The 21,512-nt window shown below is 64.4% G+C and carries 24 protein-coding genes; 6 read left to right on the top strand and 18 right to left on the bottom strand.

All coding sequences use genetic code 11. The features are described 5' to 3' along the window. The 6 genes from U1E20_RS14305 to U1E20_RS14330 all read left to right on the top strand — a co-directional run. Positions 1 to 695: beta-galactosidase trimerization domain-containing protein (locus tag U1E20_RS14305; RefSeq protein ID WP_409981300.1), on the top strand; the 695-nt coding region annotated here is incomplete at its 5' end. 429 nt (positions 696 to 1,124) lie between these two features. After that, positions 1,125 to 2,948 carry a cytochrome C gene (locus tag U1E20_RS14310; RefSeq protein ID WP_409981301.1) on the top strand — a complete coding sequence of 608 codons (1,824 nt, stop codon included), beginning with the start codon at positions 1,125 to 1,127 and terminating at the stop codon, positions 2,946 to 2,948. A 308-nt stretch (positions 2,949 to 3,256) separates the two neighbouring features. After that, positions 3,257 to 3,604 carry a GyrI-like domain-containing protein gene (locus U1E20_RS14315; RefSeq protein ID WP_409981442.1) on the top strand — a complete coding sequence of 116 codons (348 nt, stop codon included), beginning with the start codon at positions 3,257 to 3,259 and terminating at the stop codon, positions 3,602 to 3,604. Positions 3,605 to 3,893: 289 nt separating this feature from the next. Then, positions 3,894 to 4,703 carry a hypothetical protein gene (locus U1E20_RS14320; protein WP_409981302.1) on the top strand — a complete coding sequence of 270 codons (810 nt, stop codon included), beginning with the start codon at positions 3,894 to 3,896 and terminating at the stop codon, positions 4,701 to 4,703. Beyond that, positions 4,630 to 6,159, top strand: a complete 1,530-nt coding sequence (locus U1E20_RS14325) for a Y-family DNA polymerase (protein WP_409981443.1) — start codon at positions 4,630 to 4,632, stop codon at positions 6,157 to 6,159. Before U1E20_RS14320 ends, U1E20_RS14325 begins: the two co-directional genes overlap by 74 nt. Further along, the gene (locus U1E20_RS14330) at positions 6,156 to 9,452 is read left to right on the top strand and encodes an error-prone DNA polymerase (protein ID WP_409981303.1); all 3,297 of its coding nucleotides are present in this window, start codon (positions 6,156 to 6,158) and stop codon (positions 9,450 to 9,452) included. The genes U1E20_RS14325 and U1E20_RS14330 overlap by 4 nt, the downstream gene beginning before the upstream one ends. A 126-nt stretch (positions 9,453 to 9,578) precedes the next feature. Here the strand turns inward: U1E20_RS14330 and U1E20_RS14335 are convergent, their stop codons facing one another. The 18 genes from U1E20_RS14335 to rpsN form a co-directional block, all read right to left on the bottom strand. Further along, the gene (locus U1E20_RS14335) at positions 9,579 to 9,920 is read right to left on the bottom strand and encodes a LapA family protein (protein WP_409981304.1); all 342 of its coding nucleotides are present in this window, start codon (positions 9,918 to 9,920) and stop codon (positions 9,579 to 9,581) included. Between the two features lie 115 nt (positions 9,921 to 10,035). Beyond that, positions 10,036 to 10,326 carry an integration host factor subunit beta gene (ihfB, locus tag U1E20_RS14340; RefSeq protein ID WP_409981305.1) on the bottom strand — a complete coding sequence of 97 codons (291 nt, stop codon included), beginning with the start codon at positions 10,324 to 10,326 and terminating at the stop codon, positions 10,036 to 10,038. Between the two features lie 53 nt (positions 10,327 to 10,379). Next, entirely contained in the window at positions 10,380 to 11,351 is a 972-nt protein-coding gene (sppA, locus tag U1E20_RS14345) for a signal peptide peptidase SppA (protein ID WP_409981306.1), read from the bottom strand. A gap of 77 nt (positions 11,352 to 11,428) precedes the next feature. Next, positions 11,429 to 11,746 (bottom strand): divalent-cation tolerance protein CutA, encoded by a 318-nt coding sequence (gene cutA, locus U1E20_RS14350; protein ID WP_409981307.1) that lies wholly within the window; start codon positions 11,744 to 11,746, stop codon positions 11,429 to 11,431. Positions 11,747 to 11,752: 6 nt separating this feature from the next. Beyond that, positions 11,753 to 13,180, bottom strand: a complete 1,428-nt coding sequence (locus U1E20_RS14355; RefSeq protein WP_409981308.1) for a DegQ family serine endoprotease — start codon at positions 13,178 to 13,180, stop codon at positions 11,753 to 11,755. A gap of 332 nt (positions 13,181 to 13,512) precedes the next feature. After that, complete coding sequence (gene rplQ, locus U1E20_RS14360; RefSeq protein ID WP_409981309.1) at positions 13,513 to 13,926, bottom strand: 50S ribosomal protein L17; 414 nt, start codon at positions 13,924 to 13,926, stop codon at positions 13,513 to 13,515. Positions 13,927 to 14,037: 111 nt separating this feature from the next. Then, on the bottom strand, positions 14,038 to 15,057 hold the full coding sequence (locus tag U1E20_RS14365; RefSeq protein WP_409981310.1) for a DNA-directed RNA polymerase subunit alpha: 1,020 nt from the start codon (positions 15,055 to 15,057) through the stop codon (positions 14,038 to 14,040). A gap of 79 nt (positions 15,058 to 15,136) precedes the next feature. After that, positions 15,137 to 15,526 carry a 30S ribosomal protein S11 gene (gene rpsK / locus U1E20_RS14370; RefSeq protein WP_014890740.1) on the bottom strand — a complete coding sequence of 130 codons (390 nt, stop codon included), beginning with the start codon at positions 15,524 to 15,526 and terminating at the stop codon, positions 15,137 to 15,139. 126 nt (positions 15,527 to 15,652) lie between these two features. Beyond that, complete coding sequence (gene rpsM / locus U1E20_RS14375) at positions 15,653 to 16,021, bottom strand: 30S ribosomal protein S13 (protein ID WP_409981311.1); 369 nt, start codon at positions 16,019 to 16,021, stop codon at positions 15,653 to 15,655. 316 nt (positions 16,022 to 16,337) lie between these two features. Beyond that, positions 16,338 to 16,934, bottom strand: a complete 597-nt coding sequence (locus tag U1E20_RS14380; protein WP_409981312.1) for an adenylate kinase — start codon at positions 16,932 to 16,934, stop codon at positions 16,338 to 16,340. Beyond that, complete coding sequence (secY, locus tag U1E20_RS14385; RefSeq protein WP_409981313.1) at positions 16,931 to 18,271, bottom strand: preprotein translocase subunit SecY; 1,341 nt, start codon at positions 18,269 to 18,271, stop codon at positions 16,931 to 16,933. The genes U1E20_RS14380 and secY overlap by 4 nt, the downstream gene beginning before the upstream one ends. 148 nt (positions 18,272 to 18,419) lie before the next feature. Beyond that, positions 18,420 to 18,896, bottom strand: coding sequence for a 50S ribosomal protein L15 (gene rplO / locus U1E20_RS14390; protein ID WP_409981314.1), 477 nt, complete (start codon positions 18,894 to 18,896; stop codon positions 18,420 to 18,422). Between the two features lie 10 nt (positions 18,897 to 18,906). After that, positions 18,907 to 19,116 carry a 50S ribosomal protein L30 gene (rpmD, locus tag U1E20_RS14395; RefSeq protein WP_409981315.1) on the bottom strand — a complete coding sequence of 70 codons (210 nt, stop codon included), beginning with the start codon at positions 19,114 to 19,116 and terminating at the stop codon, positions 18,907 to 18,909. Positions 19,117 to 19,127: 11 nt separating this feature from the next. Beyond that, the gene (rpsE, locus tag U1E20_RS14400) at positions 19,128 to 19,700 is read right to left on the bottom strand and encodes a 30S ribosomal protein S5 (protein ID WP_138166889.1); all 573 of its coding nucleotides are present in this window, start codon (positions 19,698 to 19,700) and stop codon (positions 19,128 to 19,130) included. Positions 19,701 to 19,839: 139 nt separating this feature from the next. After that, positions 19,840 to 20,202: a 50S ribosomal protein L18 gene (gene rplR / locus U1E20_RS14405; RefSeq protein WP_409981316.1), complete on the bottom strand. Its 363-nt coding sequence runs from the start codon at positions 20,200 to 20,202 to the stop codon at positions 19,840 to 19,842. 9 nt (positions 20,203 to 20,211) lie between these two features. Beyond that, the gene (gene rplF / locus U1E20_RS14410; RefSeq protein WP_409981317.1) at positions 20,212 to 20,745 is read right to left on the bottom strand and encodes a 50S ribosomal protein L6; all 534 of its coding nucleotides are present in this window, start codon (positions 20,743 to 20,745) and stop codon (positions 20,212 to 20,214) included. A gap of 32 nt (positions 20,746 to 20,777) precedes the next feature. Continuing rightward, positions 20,778 to 21,176, bottom strand: a complete 399-nt coding sequence (gene rpsH, locus U1E20_RS14415; RefSeq protein ID WP_409981318.1) for a 30S ribosomal protein S8 — start codon at positions 21,174 to 21,176, stop codon at positions 20,778 to 20,780. A 12-nt stretch (positions 21,177 to 21,188) separates the two neighbouring features. Further along, positions 21,189 to 21,494, bottom strand: coding sequence for a 30S ribosomal protein S14 (rpsN, locus tag U1E20_RS14420; RefSeq protein WP_409981319.1), 306 nt, complete (start codon positions 21,492 to 21,494; stop codon positions 21,189 to 21,191). Positions 21,495 to 21,512: the final 18 nt, after the last annotated feature.

The following is a 21,512-nucleotide window of genomic DNA, read 5'->3' on the forward strand; positions in this document are numbered from 1 at the left end:
TCGACCTCGTGCTGTCGATTTACCGAGGGCTGCGGCGCGCCGGTCTTTCCGTCGACGTGGTTGCGCCAAGCACGGCGGATGTCGCCGAGCGCCGGCTGATCGTCGCGCCCGCGCTCTTTGCGCCATCCGAGGATTTCGCGCAGGCGCTGGCGGAGAGCGGCGCAACGATCCTGCTTGGTCCGCGCATCGGTTCGAAGACCGCCGATTTTCAGATTCCGGCCAATTTGCCGCCGGGTATCCTGCAAAGACTCATCGATATTCGCGTCAGACGAGTCGAGAGCCTTCGTCCCGGCGCGTCGATTAAAATAGCCAGCGAAGGCGTCTTCGTGCGCTGGCGCGAATCATTGGCGCTCGGCGAGAGCGTTCAGCGCGAACTCACATCGGATGATGGCGAGACAGCGCTCGCGCGAAGCGGCAATGTTTTTTATCTTTCGGGCTGGCCCGACGAAGACTTGCTGGCGAACGTCCTGCGCCGCGTTTTTGATGACGCGCAACTCTCGACGCTCGATCTTCCGGAGGATATCCGCGTCCGCGACAATGGCGCGATGCGCTATTTCTTCAACTATGGACCCAATCCAACCGATATTTCGGCGCTCATCGGCGACGAAGCGCTGCTGCTCGGCGAGCGCATTCTCGAACCCTGCGGCGTCGCCGCCTTCAGGCGCGACGATTGCCGGACGGCGGCAAAGCTATGACCGAAAGGCAACCCGTCACGTTGCAGCTATGTGACGGCGTTTGGCTTTTGCGCGCCCTGACGACGCAAGCGACGTGAAGAAGCTCGGGCGCTAAGTTGCGCGCGCGGCTCGACGCCGAAGCGACGCGACGTTAAAGGAGGCGTATCTGCGCCCGTCTCGGCGAGGATCATCGCGCACATCGTCTGGCGCGCATCGAAGCCCGCTTTTCACGACCGTTCGATGACATGGATGCGCTGCAGAATCGCTCATCGCGCGAACCGCGCGGCGCGCCCCGCGATAATTTTGCATCACAATAATCGCGCAACGGACAGGCGCAACCCGCGAGAGCCTGTAGCGTATCGAAAAAAGGGCGCGTCTATGGGCCGCGTCGCGGCGACTGTATAATAGTCCGCGTCACGGCGTCTATGTCGAGTCCACGGGATTTCCAAAATGGCCATGGCGACGGTTCTGATGCGCGCCTTCTCGCGCCTCTCGCTTGCCGCGTGCTTGACGGCGGCGATGCGCGCCTTTTTGGGCGGGCCGGCGTTGGCGCAGACGACGCCAAGCGACGGCGAGTGGCGCGCCGAACAGGCAAAACGCCTGAAGGCGATCGACGCCTATATCGGCCGCAAGCCGGTCGCCTATCGATGGTTTGCGGATTTTCCGTTCGCTCGCAACGAAGGCGTCCCCTTCATCATCCTGAAGCTGTTGCCGAAGCTCGCGCCGGAAGAATGGGGAAGCGCGAATAATTTTCTTGATGTCGTTGGTCTCTTCGTCGACGAACGCGACCCGACCTACCCGATCGCGCGCGGCTTCGGCTGGACCGGACTGGCGCGCGAGGACTTGAACGGCGGCGTCGATTACGCCGCGATGAGTTGCGGCGCCTGCCACATCGGCCGGGTGCGGCTCGACGACGGCGGTCTTCGCTATCTCGACGGCGGCGTGAACGCGCAGTTCAATCTCGTTCAATATCGCGTCAGAGTGATCAATACGATCAAGAAGATTACCGAAGGGGCCACGACCCTCGAGGAAAAGGTTGAACGCGCGACACAGACGATCCTTTCGACGCTCGACATCATCCATGCTCAAGACAAGAATTTCTTTTACAAGAATTACACATTCGCCGGCCGCCGGTTCGACGCCGCCTATGAGGCGCGTCAGATCGAGCTCTTCGAACAGGACGCCGCCGCGATCGTCGGCAAATTTCTCTCCCGAGCCGGCCTCGAATTCTTCTCGCTGCTCGATCTCATCTACAAGAACTACAAAGGCGCCGAGGAGCAGATGGCGCAAGGCTTCGGTGGCATGGTCGACGCGGCCGGCGTCAGCGCGTCGATGGCTTACGTCGGCGCCGAAGCGCGCGGCGAAAGTCCCGACCCGAAGACAGATCTGCCGCCGACGCCGGGAATCGCCGATATCATGGCGGTTTGGGAGCAGAATAAGCGCTTGCCGCGCTGGGCCGCGGATCATGCGCGGCTTGTCGACGGCGGCGGCCAATGGACCGGCGACATTCCGATTCCGATCTTCCGCAGCCTCGCCGCGCAATTGACGCTCGAGCCCGGACCCGACATCGACATTCGCGTCGCGGCCTTCAGCGAGGATGTGCTGCGCGATCTGCCGGCGCCTGCCTATCCCTTCCCCGTCGATCTCGCTCTCGCAAAAAAAGGCGCGGCGCTCTTTGAAGAGAATTGCGCCCCCTGTCATCGACCGAATAACGGCAAGGTCTATGATCTCGGCACGGATATCAGCCGGGCGCGCGCGGTCAACGCCACGATTGCCAAAAATGTCCGCGACAGCTTCACAAAAATTTGTCCGCCAACGAAAATCATCGAGATGCCGCCCTCGGGCGATCGAATCGCGCCCTGCGCCAAATTCGACGGCGCATCGCTCGACGACCGCGCCGACCTCTTCATCGCCGATCCCAAGACGCATGAAGGTTATAACGCGCTGCCGCTCGGCGGCGTCTGGGCGCAGGCGCCCTATCTGCACAATGGCTCAGTTCCTACCCTCTATCATCTTCTCGCGCCGCGCGAGCGCCCCGCGGTCTTCGTGAAAGGCCGGCTCGACTATGACAAGAAACTCGTCGGCTTCTCCTGGGACCCGGCGCAGACCTCCGCGCGCGACAAAGGCTATCGATTCGATACGACATCCTTTCCGGCGCTCTCCAACAAGGGGCACGACAAGAATGTCGTCGAGGACGGCAAGAGTTTGAAGCTCGACTGGTCGGACGACATCGAAGGCGCCATAGCGCTCATCGAATATTTAAAGACGAAGTGAGACTGAAAAGGCCATATGGACAAGATCGATTTCAAGAAGAAGCTTGCGGCGCTCGATAGCGCACCGACGGGAGAGTTCGCGACCGTCGACGCGCCGCTCCTGCAGTTCGTCAAGATCGATGGGATGGGCGATCCAAATCGCGCGCCAGCCTATAAGCGCGCCATCGAATGGCTGTATTCAGTTAGCTACGCGATCAAATTCGCCGCGAAAGCGAAGTTGCTGAAAAATTATGTCGTCCCGCCTCTCGAAAGGCTTTGGCAGGTCGACGATCCCGATGATTTCGTCAAGCGCCGGAAACATCTGTGGCGATGGACGATGATGATCTGGCGCCGGACTTCATCGACCGATCCATCTATGAGGCCGCCCTGGCGAAATCATGCGGCAAACTGGGGGAACCGCCGCCGTCGCTGCGCCTCGAGCCGTTCAACGAAGGACGATGCCTGCAGACGCCGCACATCGGCGGCTATGACGACGAAGGCCAGACCCTCGCCCGGCTTCACAATGAGATCATGCCCGCCAAAGACGCCACTTTCGCGGGGCCGCATCACGAAATTTACTTAAGCGACGCGCGCCGGACGCCGCCGGAAAAGCTGAAAACGATCCTGCGGCAGCCGATCAAGAGCGCCGGGGAGACGAGCATCGTCTCACGCGCCTGACGCCGGCTGCTTCACCGACACCCTGCTGTTCGCGCCAATGAGATCGAGATCAAGCGTTACGCGGCGCGCGATCAAGCGCGGCGCGCGCATCCTGCCCGCGCCTTCAGACGCCGTTAGCTCAGGGCGATCGGGTGAAGGACTTCCTCATCCTGAGGAGCGTGCGAAGCACGCGTCTCGAAGGACGAGGAAGCCCGCGTTCGCGTATTTTTCCTTAGCCTGCCGTTAGCCAGCCCCGCCTTGACTCTCCCACGCCAGGAGTCATTATAGGAACATAACAGGAACACAAAAGATGACCCATCCGCTGGCCTCCCTGCGGAAAAGCCTGGCTTGCGCCTATTCGGCCGCGGCGTCCGAGACGATCACGCTCGGCGCCCCGAGCCTCGATCGGCGTCTTGGCGGGGGCGTTCTCCGCGCCGCGCTGCATGAGGCCTATGCCGAGACCGCCGCCGACGCCCCGGCGGCGACGGGCTTCGCTTTGGCGCTCGCCAGGCGCGCGATGGCGGGGGGCCGCGACAGACCGCTGCTCTGGGTCAGGCAGGAGGCGCTGACCGCCGAATCCGGCGCGCCCTATCCGCCGGGCCTCGCCGACATTGGCGTCGACCCCGCCGCCGTCGCCTTCATTCGCGTGCGCGACGCCAAAGAGGCGCTGCAGGCGGGCGCAGAGGCCGGACGCTGCGCAACTGTGGGCGCGACGCTGATCGAACTCTTCGGCGCAGCGCGCGCCTATGACCTCACCGCGAGCCGGCGCCTCGCTCTGGCGGCGGGCGCCGCCGGCGCGCCGATCTTCATCGTCCGCGCCGGCGCCGTCCCCGCGCCGAGCGCCGCCGCGAGCCGCTGGCGCGTGCGGGCGCTCCCCTCCCGCCCGCGCGCGGCGAATGCGCCGGGGTCGGCGGCCTTTGCGATTTTTCTGCTGCGCCAGCGTGGCGGTGCGGCGGGGCATGCGTGGCAAGAGTGGCGTGTGGAGTGGAGCCGTGACCGTGGCGCCTTCAAGGACAGAACTTTCGACGCAGCGTCGCTATCTCGCTTTGTGGCTTCCCTTCCTGTCGGCGGAGCGCCTGACGAAGGCGCGCCGCAGACAGGAGGACGCAAGTTCGGATGATTCGCCGCTCGTCCTCGTCAAGAAGGAACGCAGCGCGCTGCGTATCGACGCGCTCGATCGCAAGGCGGTCGCGCTCGGCCTGACGCCGGGCATGACGCTCGCCGACGCCAAAGCGCGCGCCCCCCATCTTTCCGTCGCCCAGGCCGACGCTGAGGCCGACGAGCGGCTGATGCTGCGGCTTGCCGCCTTTTGCGAACAATTCACGCCGCTCGTCGCGCTCGATCCGCCTTGCGGCCTTGCGCTGGACGTTACCGGCTGCGCGCATCTTTTCGGCGGCGATGCGGCGATGCGGACCAGCGTCCTGCAGGCGATGGCGCGCCTCTCCCTCACCGGCCGCGCCGCCGTCGCCGGAACGCCCGACGCCGCGCGCGCCCTGGCGCGTTTTGGCGAGACGGCCGTCGCGCCGCCCGGTGAAGATGAAAACTTCGCCCGCCCGCTCTCCATCGCCGCGCTCGAAGCGCCAAGAGAAACGAGCGTCGCGCTCACACGCGCGGGACTCACGACATTGGGCGATCTCGCCGATCGCTCCAGCGCCGCGCTGACGGCGCGTTTTGGCGCCGAGACGATGCGGCGGCTGGCGCGCATTCTGGGACGCGAGGACGCGCGCCTCACGCCCTTGCGGCCCCTGCCGGACTGCATGGTCGAGCGGCGCTTCGCCGAACCTTTTCTCGATCTTTCCGCGATAGAGAATGTTCTGCGCCCGCTGATCGCGGAAGCGATGGACATTCTTGAAAAGCGCGGACAAGGCGGCCGGGCTTTTGAAGCGCGATTTTTTCGCACCGACGGCGCCGTCGCGGCCCTCAATTTCGAAACCGGGGCGCCCTCGCGCAATGTCGAGACGCTGCTGCGGCTCTTTCGCCTGAAGGCCGACTCGCTCGCCGATCCGCTCGATCCGGGCTATGGCTTCGACGTCATCCGCTTTTGCGTCCTCAACGCCGAAACCCTGGGGCAAAGCCAGATCGGTTTCGAGCGGCGGGACGCGCCGGAGAGCGGCTTCGCCGATCTCGTCGATCGCCTCGCGGCGCGTTTCGGCCGCGAACGCGTGCTGCGCTTCGCGGCGCATGACACGCATGATCCCCTGCGCGCCGCCGCCTATGTTCACGCCGCGTCTCCTTCCCGGCCCGATTCCTGGCCGCAGCCCGAGCCGGGCGAACCGCAATTGCGACCGCTGTTTCTGTTCGATCCGCCGCAGCCCATCGAAACTGTGGCGCAGACGCCGGACGGTCCACCGATGCATTTTAAATGGCGCCGCGTGCGCCATTTGATCGCCCGCGCCGAAGGGCCGGAGCGCATCGCCCCGGAATGGTGGCGCGACGCGGCCGGGCGGGAGAGGCGAACTCGCGACTATTACCGGCTGGAGGATCGCGACGGCCGTCGCTTCTGGGTGTTTCGCGAGGGCCTTTATGAAAGCGAGGCCGCCGCGCCGCGCTGGTTCCTGCATGGGCTCTTCGCATGAGCGCGGCTTTCGCCGAACTCGTCGCGGCGACCAATTTCTCCTTCCTGCGCGGCGCGTCGCAGCCTGGAGACATGGCGCTGACGGCGCTGCTGCGCGGCCAGAACGGCATTGGAATCGCCGACCGCAACAGCGTCGCCGGCGTTGTGCGCGCCTATGCGGCGCTGAAGGAGCTGCGGGAAAAATTGCGCGATCCGCCAGCTGGCGACGATGCGGCGCTCGCGCAGCTCGATGCAGGGCGTATCGAAACCTTCAAACTCGCCGTCGGCGCGCGGCTCGTCTTTTCTGACGAGACGCCGGACATCGTCGTCTATCCGCAAAACCGCGACGGCTGGGGAAGGCTCACGCGGCTGCTCACGACGGGGAATCTGCGCGCCAGGAAAGGCGAATGCCATCTTTATGTCGACGATCTCGCGCCGGCCGCGCGCGATCTGCTGCTGATCGTCATGCCGTCGCGCCATCTGGCGCGCCTGCCCTTGACGCTGGCGCGTCTCAATGATTTCGCGCAAGGCGACGTCTGGCTCGGCGCGACCATGCCGCGGCGCGGCGACGACAGGCGGCGCCTTGCAAGACTGAAAGAAATCGCCGCGCGAACCCAGACGCCCTTGCTCGCGACGAATGACGCGCTTTACGCCGATCCCGGCCAGCGCGATCTGCAGGACGTCATGACCTGCATTCGCGAAGGCGTGACGCTGACGCAGGCCGGCCGTCGGCTGGAGGTCAACGCCGAACGCCATTTGAAGACTCCGGAAGAAATGGCGCGTCTCTTTACCGATGCGCCGGAGGCGATCGAGGAGACCCAATGTTTTCTCGCGCGCGTCGATTTCTCGCTCGATCAATTGACATATGAATATCCCGACGAGCCGGTGCCGCCGGGGCGCAATCCCCAGGAATGGCTCGAGGAGCTGACCTGGCGCCACGCGGCGATGCGCTATCCGCAAGGCGCGCCAAAGAAGGTCGAGAAGCTCCTGCATGAGGAGCTGGCGCTCATCAAGACGCTCGATTATGCGCGCTATTTTCTCACCATTCACGACATCGTGCGGATCGCCGAAGACAAGGGGATTCTCTGCCAGGGTCGCGGCTCCGCCGCCAATTCCGCCGTCTGCTATGTGCTCGGCGTCACCTGCGTCGATCCGGCGGAAAACGATCTGCTCTTCGCCAGATTCATTTCGCAGGAGCGCAAGGAGCCGCCCGACATCGACGTCGATTTCGAACATGAGCGGCGCGAGGAAATCATCCAGCATATTTACGAAAAATATGGTCGCGAACGCGCCGGACTCGTCGCGACCGTCATCAGCTACCGGCCGCGCAGCGCCATTCGCGAAGTCGGCAAGGTCTTCGGACTGACCGAGGACGTGACCGCCGCGCTCGCCGGCATGCAATGGGGCAGTTGGGGTTCCGACATTCCGCTGGCCTATATCCGCCAAAGCGGGCTCGATCCCGAAAATCCCACCGTCCGCCGCGCGCTTCATTTCGCCAAGCGGCTGCTCGGCTTTCCGCGCCATCTCTCGCAGCATGTCGGCGGCTTCGTTCTCGCGCGCGGGCGGCTTGACGAGCTGACGCCGATCGCCAACGCCGCGATGCCCGAGCGCACCTTCATCGAATGGGACAAGGACGACATCGACGCGCTCGGCCTGATGAAGGTCGACGTGCTGGCGCTCGGCATGCTCACCTGCATTCGAAAATGTTTCGACTATTTGCGCGCCCATGAAGGAAAGGACATCGGCCTCGCCGACGTGCCGGCCGACGATAGAGCAACCTATGACATGCTGTGCAAAGGCGATTCGATCGGCGTCTTTCAGGTCGAGAGCCGCGCCCAGATGAATATGCTGCCGCGCCTGAAGCCGCGCGAATTCTACGATCTCGTCATTCAGGTGGCGATCGTGCGGCCGGGACCGATCCAGGGCAATATGGTGCATCCCTATCTGCGCCGCCGTTCGGGAAGCGAGCCGGTGATCTATCCTTCGCCGGCGCCGGAGCACGGGCCGGCGGACGAATTGCGCAAGGTGCTCGAAAAGACCAAGGGCGTGCCGCTCTTTCAGGAGCAGGCGATGAAGCTCGCCATGGTCGCGGCGAAATTCTCCGACGTCGAAGCCAATCGTCTGCGCCGCGCCATGGCGACATTCCGCAATCTTGGCACGATCCATCAATTCGAAGCAATGATGGTCGAACGCATGGCGGCGCGCGGCTATGACCGCGAATTCGCGCAAAGCTGTTTCGAACAGATCAAGGGCTTCGGCTCTTATGGCTTTCCCGAAAGCCACGCCGCGTCCTTCGCCAAGCTCGTCTATATTTCCTCCTGGATCAAATGCCATCATCCGGCGATCTTCGCCTGCGCGTTACTCAATTCGCAGCCGATGGGTTTTTACGCGCCGGCGCAGATCGTACGCGACGCGCGCGAACATGGCGTCGACGTGCGCGCCGTCGACGTGAATTTCAGCGAATGGGACAATCGGCTGGAGCGCGCGCAAGATGGCGCTCTCGCGCTGCGTCTCGGCTTTCGGCAGGCGGACGGCGTACATGAGAGCGAAGGCGGACGCATCGCCGACGCGCGGACGAAACCCTATGACAGCGTCGAAGACCTCGCGCGGCGGGCGGCGCTCAACGCCGCGACGATGCGCGCGCTCGCCGACGCCGACGCTTTCCGCTCTTTGCAGAGCGACCGCCGTGACGCGCTCTGGGCGGTGCGGCGTCTCCCCGACGCGAAGCCCCTGCCGCTCTTTGCCGCCGCCGACGCGCGCGAGCTCGCCAGGGAAGAAGATCCGCGGCTGCCGCAAATGTCGCTTGGCGAACATGTCGCCGCCGATTACCAGACGCTGCGCCTGTCGCTGAAGGCGCATCCGATGGCGGTGCTGCGGCCGATGTTCGGGCGCGAGCGGATCAGGACCTGCGCGGAAACGAATGCGCTCGCCGACGGCGTATGGGCGCGCGCGGCGGGCGTCGTGCTGGTGCGTCAGCGCCCCGGCAATGGCGCCGCCATTTTCGTCACGCTCGAAGACGAAACCGGCATCCTCAACATCGTCATCTGGGCGCGGCTCTTCGAGCGCTACCGCCGCGAGACAATGGCGTCACGACTCATGCTGGCGGAAGGGCGGGTGCAGAAAAGCCCGGAGAATGTCATGCATCTGATGGCGCAACGGATCATCGACCGCAGCCACGATCTCAATCGGCTGTCAGAGGCGCATCGACCGGAAATCGTCCTGTCGCGCGCCGATGAATTGATCCGTCCTCAACATCCGCGCAACCGCCATCCGCGCGACGTGCGAATCCTACCGAAATCGCGAGACTTCCATTAAGGCGCCGTCATGATAACTGAATCGGCACCAGGAACCTTGGCGAGCCTGGAGGCTCGCAAGGTTGTGACAAAGCCTGAGTTGGCGAATTTAATTCGCGGCGCCGACGAAATGCGGCGCGAACGGCGCTCAGCCGCTCTTCACCCGCTTGTCGGCCGGCACGCTCGCCAGCGCCTGCTCGCGCAGCTTTTCGATTTCGACGCGGGTCTTGCGCGCCTCGGCGCGCGCCACCTTGGCGGCGCGGCGCACCGGCAGATGCCCGAGCCAGGAGGAGATTCCGCCCGCGAGCACGCCAACCGCCATCGACGCCAGAACGACGAGGAAGATCGGCGCCTCGAAAGAGGGGCCGGATACGTCATTCGGCGCGAAAGGATCGAGGCCGATGCGCACCGATCCGCGATTGGCCATGGCGAAAAACAGTATGACGAGCGCCAGCGGCACGAAAATGATGACGCGCAGGATCGACTTCATGACATTTCCCTCTTGCCGGGCGCCGCGCAACACGCGGGGCAGCCGCGCCTAACAGCCGCCGCACGCCACTGCCGCGCGTCCCGAGACCGAGAGGACGCAGCCGCCTTAGATCGCCTCAGCCCTGATAATCCTCATTGAGGCGCTCGCGCATTTCCTTACCCGTCTTAAAGAAAGGCACGCTCTTTTCCTGCACCGAGACCTGGGCGCCGGTGCGCGGATTGCGGCCGGTGCGCGCATCCCGCTTCTTGACCGAAAAAGCCCCGAAGCCCCGCAGTTCGACGCGATCGCCGCGCGCCAATGCGCTGGTGATCTCGTCGAGGATCGTGCTGACGATCGTCTCGACGTCGCGCTGATAGAGATGGCCGTTCCGCCGCGCGATACGCTGAATGAGTTCCGACTTTATCATGAGCCGATCCAATAGCTTGGCGTCGAAAAATCTGTTCCGCGACGCCCCCCGAGTCAGTTCGCGGCCGAATGCTGCCAAATCGCCAATAGGCCGTCAAGCTCGCTGGTACGTTCAAGCACGATTGTTTTTTCTAAAAATTCGGCGATCGACGCCAAGCCGGCGAAGCGCGCGATTCCGGCCGCGCTCTCAATCAGCCCGAGCCGCTCGAGACTGGATTTCTTCTTCCATTCGCGCACCGGCAAATCCTTGGCGACGCCCTTGTTGGCGACGAGCCAGTCGATGGCCTCGCGCTGACCGCCGATGAGATCAACGAGCTTGAGCGGCACGCCTTGGCGCGCCGTGAAGATGCGACCGTCGGAAACTTTCGCGAGCTCCGCATCGTCGAGATTGCGCCGCTGCCGCACCAGGCCTTTGAACCAGGCGTAGGAGTCGGCGACAAGGCTCGCCACCGCCTCGCGCGCCGCCGGACTCGTTGGCTCGAAGCCGCTCGGCGCGGCCTTGAGCGGCGACGATTTGACCGTCTCGACCTCAACGCCCCAATTGTTCAAGAGCTTCGAGACATTGGGATATTGGAACAGCACGCCGATCGAGCCGACGAGCGAATTGCCCCGCGCGACGATCGTATCCGCCGCCAGCGCGGCGATATAGGCGCCGGAAGCCGCGACCGTGCCGACCACGGCGACGACAGGCTTCTTTTCGGCGACCCGCCGCAACTCGTCATAGAGTCGCTCGGAGCCGGTCGTGGTGCCGCCGGGGCTTTCGATTTCGAGCAGCAACGCCTTGGCCTGACCCGAGACGCCGATCTTCTTGATCAGATCGATCGTATCGTCGTCGCCCAGAATCATGCCCTGCAATTCGAGGCGCGCGATATGCGGCGTGAGCTTGTTGGCCGAATCAGCGCCGCCGAGCCGAACCACGGCGACAAGGCCGGCGACGCCCAAGGCGCCAAGGGCGGCAAGGCGCCACCAGCCGAGCTTCCGGCGCAGCCTGCGGCGGTCAATGAGATAATCGGTAGGAGTCGTCATTAACACATCCGGGTTGGCGGCGCGGCGCGCCATTGCGCTGGAAGGTAATTGCGCGCTGAGCGATTTGGAAGGCCCGCCTATCGGCGCGTGGCCTCGATCGCCCAGGCGAGATAATCCGGATTCGCCTCCGCCACGTCGACGCGCAGGATTTCCGGCGTCTCATAGCTGTGCAGGCGCGCGACCAGTTCGGCGAGCGCGCCATAGTCCTCGGCGCGCGCTTTCATGTGCAGCAAAAATTCCGGCTCCTCGCGCATTTCGCCCTTCCACGCATAGTGGCTTCGAATGGGATGTATTTGAACGCAAGCCGCGAGTTTGGCGGAGAGCGCCGCGCGGGCGAGCGCGCGCGCCTCTTCCTCGTCGTCGACGGTCGTCACGAGGATCGCGAGTCCGCTCATGCGCGCTCAGCCGCCGACCACGGTGGTGAGCACCTGGCCGCCCCGCGCCAGCGTGATTTTCCAATAATAGGAGCGTCCCGACGTAACTTTCTCCAGATCGCGCGTCGTCTCGATCTTCTGATCATTGACGGCGAGAATGACGTCGCCGCGCTGCAAATTGAGCTGCTGCGCGAAAGTGCCGTCGTCGATCTCGGAGACGACGACGCCATTGGTCGCGCCCTGGACAGACATTTCCTCGATCACCGCAGGCGAAATATTGACCACCGTCGCGCCGGCGAAGGGCGACGCGCCTTTGATTTTCACCGCGTCGCGCGCCGGCGTTTCCGGCGCCGGCGTGAGGCGGATTTGCGCCGCGATCTTCTTGCCGCCGCGCAATACGCCGAGCGTCGCCTGACCGCCGAGCGGCTTGGTCGCCAGCCGATAGCCGACCGCCTCGGGGTCGTCGGCGGTCTGGCCGTCGACCGAGACGATCACGTCGCCGCGCTTCAGGCCGGCTTCAGCCGAAGGACCCTTGGGGTCGACGTCGGCGAGCAGCGCGCCGGTCGGGCGATCGAGCCCGAGACCGTCGGCGATCTCCTGCGAAAGCGTTTGCAGGCTTGCGCCCATCCAGGCGCGCCGCACCTGCTTGCCGCCGCCCTTCGCCGCGGCGACGACGCTTTTCACCATATTGGCGGGAATGGCGAAGCCGATGCCGACCGAGCCGCCGGATTTGGAGAAGATCGCGGAATTGATGCCGACGAGACGCCCGTTCATGTCGACCAGCGGTCCGCCGGAATTCCCCGGATTGATCGCGGCGTCGGTCTGGATGAAGAAGCCATAGTCGGAAATGCCGACATGAGTGCGCGCCAGCGCGGAGACGATGCCCTGCGTCACCGTCTGGCCGACGCCAAAGGGATTGCCGATGGCGAGCGTCAGATCTCCAACTTCGAGCGCGTCGGAATCGCCAAGCTCCATCGTCGGAAAATTGGCGCCTTCGGTCAGTTTGAGCACGGCGAGATCGGTGCGCGGATCGCGCAGCAAAATTTTCGCGGGGATTTCGCGCTTGTCGGCGAGCGCTACTTTCACGTCGGTCATGCCTTCAATGACGTGATTATTGGTCACGACGAGACCGCTCTGATCGACGATTACGCCCGAGCCCAGCGACTGGGACATGTTGCGGCCGGGCATGCCGCCGCCGCCGCCAAAGAAGCGCTGGAACACCGGATCGTCGAAAAGCGGATTGGCCGGCAGGCGCTCGACGCGCGAGGCGAAGACATTGACCACCGCCGGCTGCGCCTTCTTCACGATCGGCGCGAAGGACAGCGCGATCTCGGCGCGGCTTCCCGGAACCACGCGCTCTTGCGCCGGCTGCGCCAGAGCGCCTTCGAGAAATGACGCGAGAACTGCGGCGCAGACGAGCGCCGAGAAAAAAACCTGACGTAAAAATAGGCGCATCGGCCGCTCCCAGAGTCGCTTAGGCATTTATAGCCTGAATCGCGACGGCGATAAGGACGCATCAACTCAGCGTGGCGCGCTGGAACCGCCATGCGCGAGATCAATTGCGCGCGAGCTGCAACGGCAGAGCATCGTCAAAATGCCGGCCGGGGCGCCGAGGGCCAGCGGCCCGAGGACCGGCGAGACGGGCAATCGGCGATCGCCAGCTCGCGCCCAGGCGCCAATAAGAAAAAGAGGCGGCCGCCAGAAGCGCCGCCCCTTCGAATCGAATCGCAACAGCATATTCGGCCTGTCCGCGCCACCAGATCGCGCATCGGGCCGGATCATCGCCGTTACGCCGCTTCTTCCTCGCTCTGCACAGGCCCGGAATCCTGGCCCTTGGCGTCGACGTCGCGATCGACGAATTCGATCACCGCCAGCGGGGCGTTGTCGCCATAGCGGAAGCCCGCCTTCAGCACGCGGGTGTAGCCGCCATTGCGGTCCTTGTAGCGCGGGCCGAGCACGTCGAAGAGCTTGCCGACGAGCTTCACGTCCTTGATCTGCGCGATCGCCTGGCGGCGGGCGTGGAGATCGCCGCGCTTGCCGAGCGTCACCAGCTTTTCGACGACCGGACGCAGATCCTTCGCCTTCGGCAGGGTGGTGACGATCTGCTCATGCTTGATCAGCGCCTGCGCCATATTGGCGAACATCGCCTTGCGGTGCTCATGCGTGCGCCCGAAGCGGCGCTTCTTGTGACCGTGATACATGCGGCTCTCCGTTGATTATGCGGCCGCCGTGCCAAGGAACGGCCGTCGATTATCGTGAGTGGTGAGTAACGAGTAGAGTGGCTACTCGCTACTCACCATCTCACTATTCACTCAATAATGCTCCTCGAACCTCTTCGCGAGATCGTCGATGTTTTCCGGCGGCCAGCCGGGCACTTCCATGCCGAGATGCAGGCCCATCTGCGCCAGCACTTCCTTGATCTCGTTGAGCGACTTGCGGCCGAAGTTCGGCGTGCGCAGCATTTCCGCTTCCGATTTCTGAATGAGGTCGCCGATATAAACGATATTGTCGTTCTTCAGACAGTTCGCCGAGCGCACCGAAAGCTCCAGCTCGTCGACCTTCTTCAACAGCGCCGGATTGAAGGCGAGCTGCGGAATCGACGGGGCGGCCTCCTCGCGGCGCGGCTCCTCGAAATTGACGAAGACGTTGAGCTGGTCCTGCAGAATGCGCGCCGAAAAGGCGAGCGCGTCCTCGGGGCTGATCGCGCCATTGGTCTCGACTGTCAGAGTCAGCTTGTCATAGTCGAGCACCTGGCCCTCGCGGGTGTTCTCGACGCGATAGCTGACCTTCTTGACCGGCGAATAGAGGCTGTCGATCGGAATGAGGCCGATCGGCGCGTCTTCCGCGCGGTTGCGATCAGCCGGCGCATAGCCCTTGCCGGTCGCGATGGTGAATTCGATGCGGATTTCGGCGCCCTCGTCGAGCGTGCAGATGACGAGATCGGGATTGAGAATCTGCACGTCGCCGGTCGCCTGGATATCGCCGGCGGTGACGAGGCCCGGTCCGGTCTTCTTGAGCGTCAGGCGCTTTATGCCCTCGCCCTGATATTTGATGGCGATGTCCTTGATGTTGAGGACGATGTCGGTCACGTCCTCGCGCACGCCGGGGATCGACGAGAATTCGTGCAACACGCCGTCGATATGGATCGAGGTGATCGCGGCGCCCTGCAAGGACGACAGCAGGATACGACGAAGGGCGTTGCCGAGCGTCACGCCGAAGCCGCGCTCCAGCGGCTCGGCGACGGCCGTCGCCACGCGCTTCGGATCGTCTCCGGCCGTGACGTCGAGCTTGTTCGGCTTGATGAGTTCCTGCCAGTTCTTCTGGATGCTCACTTGGAGGCCTTTCCTTGAAGCTCCTGAATGCGGCGTCGGGGCGCGCCGCGCGAAATCAAATCAGACAATCCGGAGACCCTTAGACGCGGCGGCGCTTGCGCGGCCGGCAGCCATTGTGGGGAATGGGCGTCACGTCGCGGATCGAGGTGACGGTGAACCCCGCCGCCTGCAGCGCCCGCAGCGCCGATTCGCGGCCGGAGCCGGGGCCGGAAACCTCGACTTCAAGCGTGCGCACGCCATGCTCGCCGGCCTTGCGGGCGGCGTCTTCGGCGGCCATCTGCGCGGCGTAGGGCGTCGATTTGCGCGAACCCTTGAAGCCCATCGAGCCGGCGGAGGACCAGGACACGGTGTTGCCCTGCGCATCGGTGATGGTGATCATGGTGTTGTTGAAGGTCGAATTCACATGCGCGACGCCGGAAACGATATTCTTGCGCTCGCGGCGACGAACGCGCGTTGTGTCCTTGGCCATGGTTCAGTTTGCCTTTCGATATCGACGCCGCCGTAATGCCAGCGGCTCCACCTGATGGGGAGTCGGCAGATCGGCAGTCGGCAATCGAAGTCCGACTGCCGAAGCCCGACTGCCGAAGCCCCGGAATTACTTCTTCTTGCCGGCGATCGGCTTCGCCTTGCCCTTGCGGGTGCGGGCGTTGGTGTGGGTGCGCTGGCCGCGCACGGGCAGCTGGCGGCGATGACGCAGGCCGCGATAGCAGCCAAGGTCCATCAGTCGCTTGATGTTGATCGCGACCTCGCGGCGCAGATCGCCCTCGACCATATAGTCGCGGTCGATGGTCTCGCGAATTTGCAGGACTTCCGCGTCGGTGAGCTGCGCCACGCGCCGCTCGGACGGGATGCTCACCTTCTCGCAAATCTCCGCCGCCTTCTTGGGGCCGATCCCGTGGATATATTGGAGCGCGATGACGACGCGCTTATTGGTCGGAATATTGACGCCTGCAATACGGGCCACTTGTCTCTCCATGTGAGAGGAGCCTTAGGCTCCGGGATGGCGTCCGCGTCCGGTGGAGCCCGGCCCTTGCGAACGGTTGCGAACCGTTTTCATACGAAAACAGGCCCCGCCCCCCGATCCGGGAGCCGGAGCCGACTGTCCAACAACGTGAAGACCGCTTATTTAGGTGGGATGAGCCAAAGGGTCAAGCGGATTCACGTAATTACTCGCGCGCGTCGAAAAAAAGTGGACGCCGGCTTTTCGCGTAAGCCGCGCTCTATGGCCTTGGAAGGGCCTATGTGGTCGCCTTTCGGCGTTCAGGTCCGATGCAGCTGATCTAGGCGCGTCCAACCGCCGCGCCCAGCGCCCGATCAATCGCCGCCGTCACCTCGTCGATCGGCGCCATGCCGTCGATCCTGGTCAATTGGCTGCGCCCCGCGTAATGGGCGGAAACCGGCGCGGTCTGGGCGCGATAGGCCTCGACCCGCGTCTTGAAGCTCTCGGGATTGTCGTCGGCGCGCGCCTCGCCGCCCGCGGCGACGGTCTCGTTCACCCGCTTGCGCATTCTCTCGACGAGCGCGCCCTCGTCGACGGCGAGTTCGAGCACGGCGTCGAGCGCGAGGCCCCTGCGGTCGAGAAGCTTCTGCAGCGCCTCGGCCTGGGCCACGGTGCGCGGAAAACCGTCGAGAACGAACCCGTTGGCGCAGTCCAGCGAATTCAGCCGCTCGTCGATCAGGCCGATCACGACGTCGTCCGGCACCAGCCTGCCGGCGTCCATGATCTCCTTGGCCTTGAGGCCGAGCGGCGTTTTCGCCGCGACCGCGGCGCGCAGCATGTCGCCGGTCGACAGTTGCGGCACACCGTGCCGTTCGACCAAACGCGCCGCCTGCGTTCCCTTGCCGGCCCCGGGCGGGCCGAGCAGCACCAGCCTCATCGGGCGCGTTTCCCGCCGCGAAGCTTGGCCTTGCGGATCAGCCCTTCATATTGCTGCGCCTGCATATGGCCGTGAATTTGCGACACCGTATCCATAGTGACGCTGACCACGATGAGCAGCGAGGTGCCGCCGAAATAGAAGGGCAGATTGGCGTAGGCGATCAGCCCTTCCGGGATGAGGCAGATGATGGCGAGATAGGCGGCGCCGAGCACGGTGACGCGCATCAAGACGTCGTCAATGAATTTCGCCGTGCGCTCGCCGGGCCGGATGCCAGGCAGGAAGCCGCCATGCTTCTTGAGATTGTCCGCCGTCTCGACCGGATTGAACACGATCGCGGTATAGAAGAAGGCGAAGAAGACGATCAGTCCGACATAGGCAAGCATATACAGCGGCCGGCCATGGCCGAAATAGGCGGAAATCGTCGCGAAAATGCTTTCGCTGCCGGTCGACTGGTAGAAATTCGCCACCGTCGTCGGCAGCAGCAGCAATGACGACGCGAAGATCGGCGGAATGACGCCGGACGTGTTGAGCTTCAGCGGCAGGAAGGACGTCTGCCCCTCATAGACCCGATTGCCGTGCTGGCGCTTGGGATAGGTGATCAGCAGGCGCCGCTGGGCGCGCTCCATGAAGACGATGAAGGCGACGACGGCGAGCGACATGACGATCACGCCGATGATCAGCCCGGTCGAGATCGCGCCCTGGCGTCCCAATTCCAAGGTCGACACGATCGCCGAGGGGAAGGCGGCGACGATACCGGCGAAAATGATCAGCGAGGAGCCATTGCCGATGCCCCGCGACGTGATCTGCTCGCCAAGCCACATCAGGAACATCGTGCCGCCGACGAGCGTCACGACCGTGGTGACGCGGAAGAAAAGGCCAGGATCGGTGACGACGCCCGGCTGGCCCTCGAGCCCGATCGCCATGGCGTAGGCCTGGAAGGTCGCGAGCGCGACGGTGAGGTAGCGCGTATATTGGTTGAGGACCTTGCGGCCCTGCTCGCCCTCTTTCTTCAGCGTTTCAAGCGTCGGGATGACTGACGTGAGCAGCTGAATGATGATCGAGGCCGAAATATACGGCATGATGTTCAGCGCGAAAATCGCGCGGCGCTGCACCGCGCCGCCCGCGAACATATTGAAGAGTTCGAGCATGCCCTTCGACTGGCCGAAGAAGCTCTTGGCGAAGGCTTCGGGGTCGATGCCGGGCAGCGGCACGTAAGTGCCGAGGCGGTAGACGATCAGCGCGCCCAGCGTGAACCAGATGCGCTTCTTCAACTCCTCCGATTTGCTGAAGGCGGAGAGATTGACGTTGGCCGCGAGCTGCTCGGCTGCCGATGCCATGTAGGAACTCCCCTGTCGCGCCGCCGTCCATGCGACGCATTTTGTTGGGCGGAGGGCAAGCGCTTCGCCGAGGCGCGCCCGGCTCCGCTCTGAGCGCTTGATATAAAACGGCGCGGCCGCTCACGCGAGAGCGGTCGCGTATTTTGCTTTATTGCGCCGCCGGCTCGCCGGCGAGAAGCTTCACCGAGCCTCCGGCGCCCTCAATCGCGGCGACGGCGGATTTCGAGGCCGCCGCGACCTCGAAGGCGAGCTTCGCCTTCAACTCGCCCTGGCCGAGGATTTTCACCCCGTCGCGCGGTTTGGCGACGACGCCCGCCGCCAGCAGCGCATCGAGCGTCACCGGGGCGTTGGCGTCGAGCTTGCCGGCGTCGACCGCCTGCTGGATTCGCCCGAGATTGACTTCATTGTAGTCGATCGAGAACGGATTATAGAACCCGCGCTTGGGCAGGCGACGATGCAACGGCATCTGGCCGCCCTCGAAGCCCTTGATGGCGACGCCGGTGCGCGCCTTCTGGCCCTTGACGCCGCGACCGCCGGTCTTGCCCTTGCCGGAGCCGATGCCGCGGCCGACGCGCATGCGGTCCTTGCTCGCGCCCGGATTGTCGGTAATTTCGTTGAGTTTCATGGCCGCGTCCTCACTTCCCGTCGACGGTCTTGCCGTCGACGATTTTGACGAGATGCGCGACCTTGGCGATCATGCCGCGCACGGCCGGCGTGTCTTCCAGCGCGCGGCGGCGGCCGATGCGCGTCAGGCCGAGGCCAAGAAGCGTGCGGCGCTGACGCTCGGGACGACCGATCGGACTGCCAGTCTGCTCGACGACGATCTGCTGCTTGCTCTGCGTCATGGGTCGTCTCCTTACGCGTCGACGGCGTCGGCGTCGACGCCCTGACGGCGCGACTGCAGCACCGAGACTTTGAGCGAGCGGCGCGCCGCGACCGAGCGCGGCGAATCCTCATGGCCAAGCGCATTGAAGGTCGCGCGGATCATGTTGTAGGGGTTCGAGGAGCCCTGGCTCTTCGCCACCACGTCATGCATGCCGAGCGTCTCGAACACGGCGCGCATCGGGCCGCCGGCGATGATGCCGGTGCCCGCCGGCGCCGCGCGCAGAATGACGCGGCCCGCGCCATGGCGGCCGTGAACGTCATGATGCAGCGTGCGGCCTTCGCGCAGCGGCACGCGGATCAGCGCGCGCTTCGCCGCTTCGGTCGCCTTGCGGATCGCCTCTGGCACTTCGCGCGCCTTGCCATGTCCATAGCCGACGCGGCCCTTCTGGTCGCCGACGACGACAAGCGCGGCGAAGCCGAAACGCCGGCCGCCCTTGACCACCTTGGCGACGCGATTGATGTGGACCAGGCGGTCCACAAATTCGCTGTCGCGCTCCTCACGATCACGATCGCGGCCGCGACCGCCTTCTCCTTCACGCGCCATTTTCTCTTCCGTCACTTACGCGGCGCTCGCACGCCGCTCGCTTCGTTTATTGCCGATCCTTCGGATCGGCGCCCGGCGCATGAGCGCCGACGCGCATTCGCGCTTTTGGCGCGCGCCCTAGAGCGGCGCGCGCCGCTTCTTAAAACTCCAACCCGCCCTCGCGGGCGCCGTCGGCCAGCGCCTTGACACGGCCGTGATACATGTAAGCGCCGCGGTCGAACACGACCTGCTTGACGCCCTTGGCGACGGCGCGTTCGGCAAGCAGCTTGCCGACGATCTTCGCCGCCTCGACATTCGCGCCGGTCTTTAAGGCTTCGCGATTGTCCTTTTCCATCGACGAGGCGGCGACAACCGTCGCGCCCTTTTCATCGTCGATGATCTGGGCGTAGATCTGCTTCGACGAGCGAAACACCGATAGACGCAGCCGCCCATTGGCGCGTTCACGGATCGCCCGGCGCACGCGCGCCTTGCGACGCTGTTCGACTTTGACATCCCTGGCCATGGCGGGTCCTTACTTCTTCTTGCCTTCCTTGCGGAAGATGAATTCATTGGCGTATTTGACGCCCTTGCCCTTATAGGGCTCGGGGCCGCGCAGGGCGCGAATTTCGGCGGCGACTTGGCCGACCTGCTGCTTGTCCATCCCGCTGACGGTGATTTCCGTCGGCTTCGGCGTCACGATCGCGATGCCGGCCGGGATCGGAAAATTCACGTCATGCGAATAGCCGAGCGCGAGTTGCAAGGTCTTGCCCTGCACCGCGGCGCGATAGCCGACGCCGGTGATTTCGAGCTTCTTTTCAAAGCCGGACGTCACGCCGACGACGAGATTGTTGATCCGGGCGCGCGCCGTGCCCCAAAAGGCGCGGGCGCGCTTGGTTTCGTTGCGCGGGTCGACCTTGAGGGCGTTGTCCTGCTGGACGACGGAAACCTCGTCGGGAACCAGGAACTCCAGCTGGCCCTTCGCGCCCTTCACCTGCACGAGCTGACCGTCCACCTTGGCGGTGACGCCGGCGGGAACGACGACAGGCTTCTTGCCGATACGAGACATTGTTGCAAATCCTGTTTGATGAGGCGCAAGGTCTAGAAGACCTTGCACAGCACCTCGCCGCCGACATTGTTTTCGCGCGCCGAATGATCGGCCATCACGCCCTTTGGCGTCGACACGATGGTGACGCCGAGGCCGTTCGCCACGCGCGGCACCGCGCCGACCGCCGCATAGACGCGCCGACCCGGCCGCGACACGCGTTCGATCTGCTTGATCACCGGCTCGCCGTCGAAATATTTCAGCTCGATCTCGAACTCGGTGCGGCCATTGCCGAAGTCGGTGCTGCTATAGCCGCGGATATAGCCCTCTTCCTTCAGCACGTCGAGCACATGGGCGCGCAGCTTCGAGCCCGGCGAGGACACTTTGTCCTTGCGGCGCATCTGCGCGTTGCGAATGCGGGTGAGGAGATCGCCCAAGGGATCGTTGATCGCCATTTATTCGTCTCCTTACCAGCTCGACTTCACAAGGCCGGGCACGAGGCCGCGGGAGCCGAGTTCGCGCAGCGCGATGCGCGACATTTTCAATTTGCGATAAAAGGCGCGCGGACGGCCCGACACTTCGCAGCGATTGCGCACCCGCACCTGCGCGGAATTGCGCGGCAGCTCGGCGAGCTTGAGACGCGCCTCGAACTGCTCTTCGACGCTCAGCGACTTGTCCTTCGCGACCGCCTTCAGCCGGGCGCGCCGACCCGCATAGGATTTGACGAGCTTTTGCTTCCGCTTGTTGTTCTCAATCGCGCTTTTCTTCGCCATTGCCAGTTTCGCCTTTCG

Origin of the sequence: Methylocystis sp., assembly GCF_046349115.1 — a bacterium.
Taxonomy (GTDB): Bacteria; Pseudomonadota; Alphaproteobacteria; order Rhizobiales; family Beijerinckiaceae; genus Methylocystis.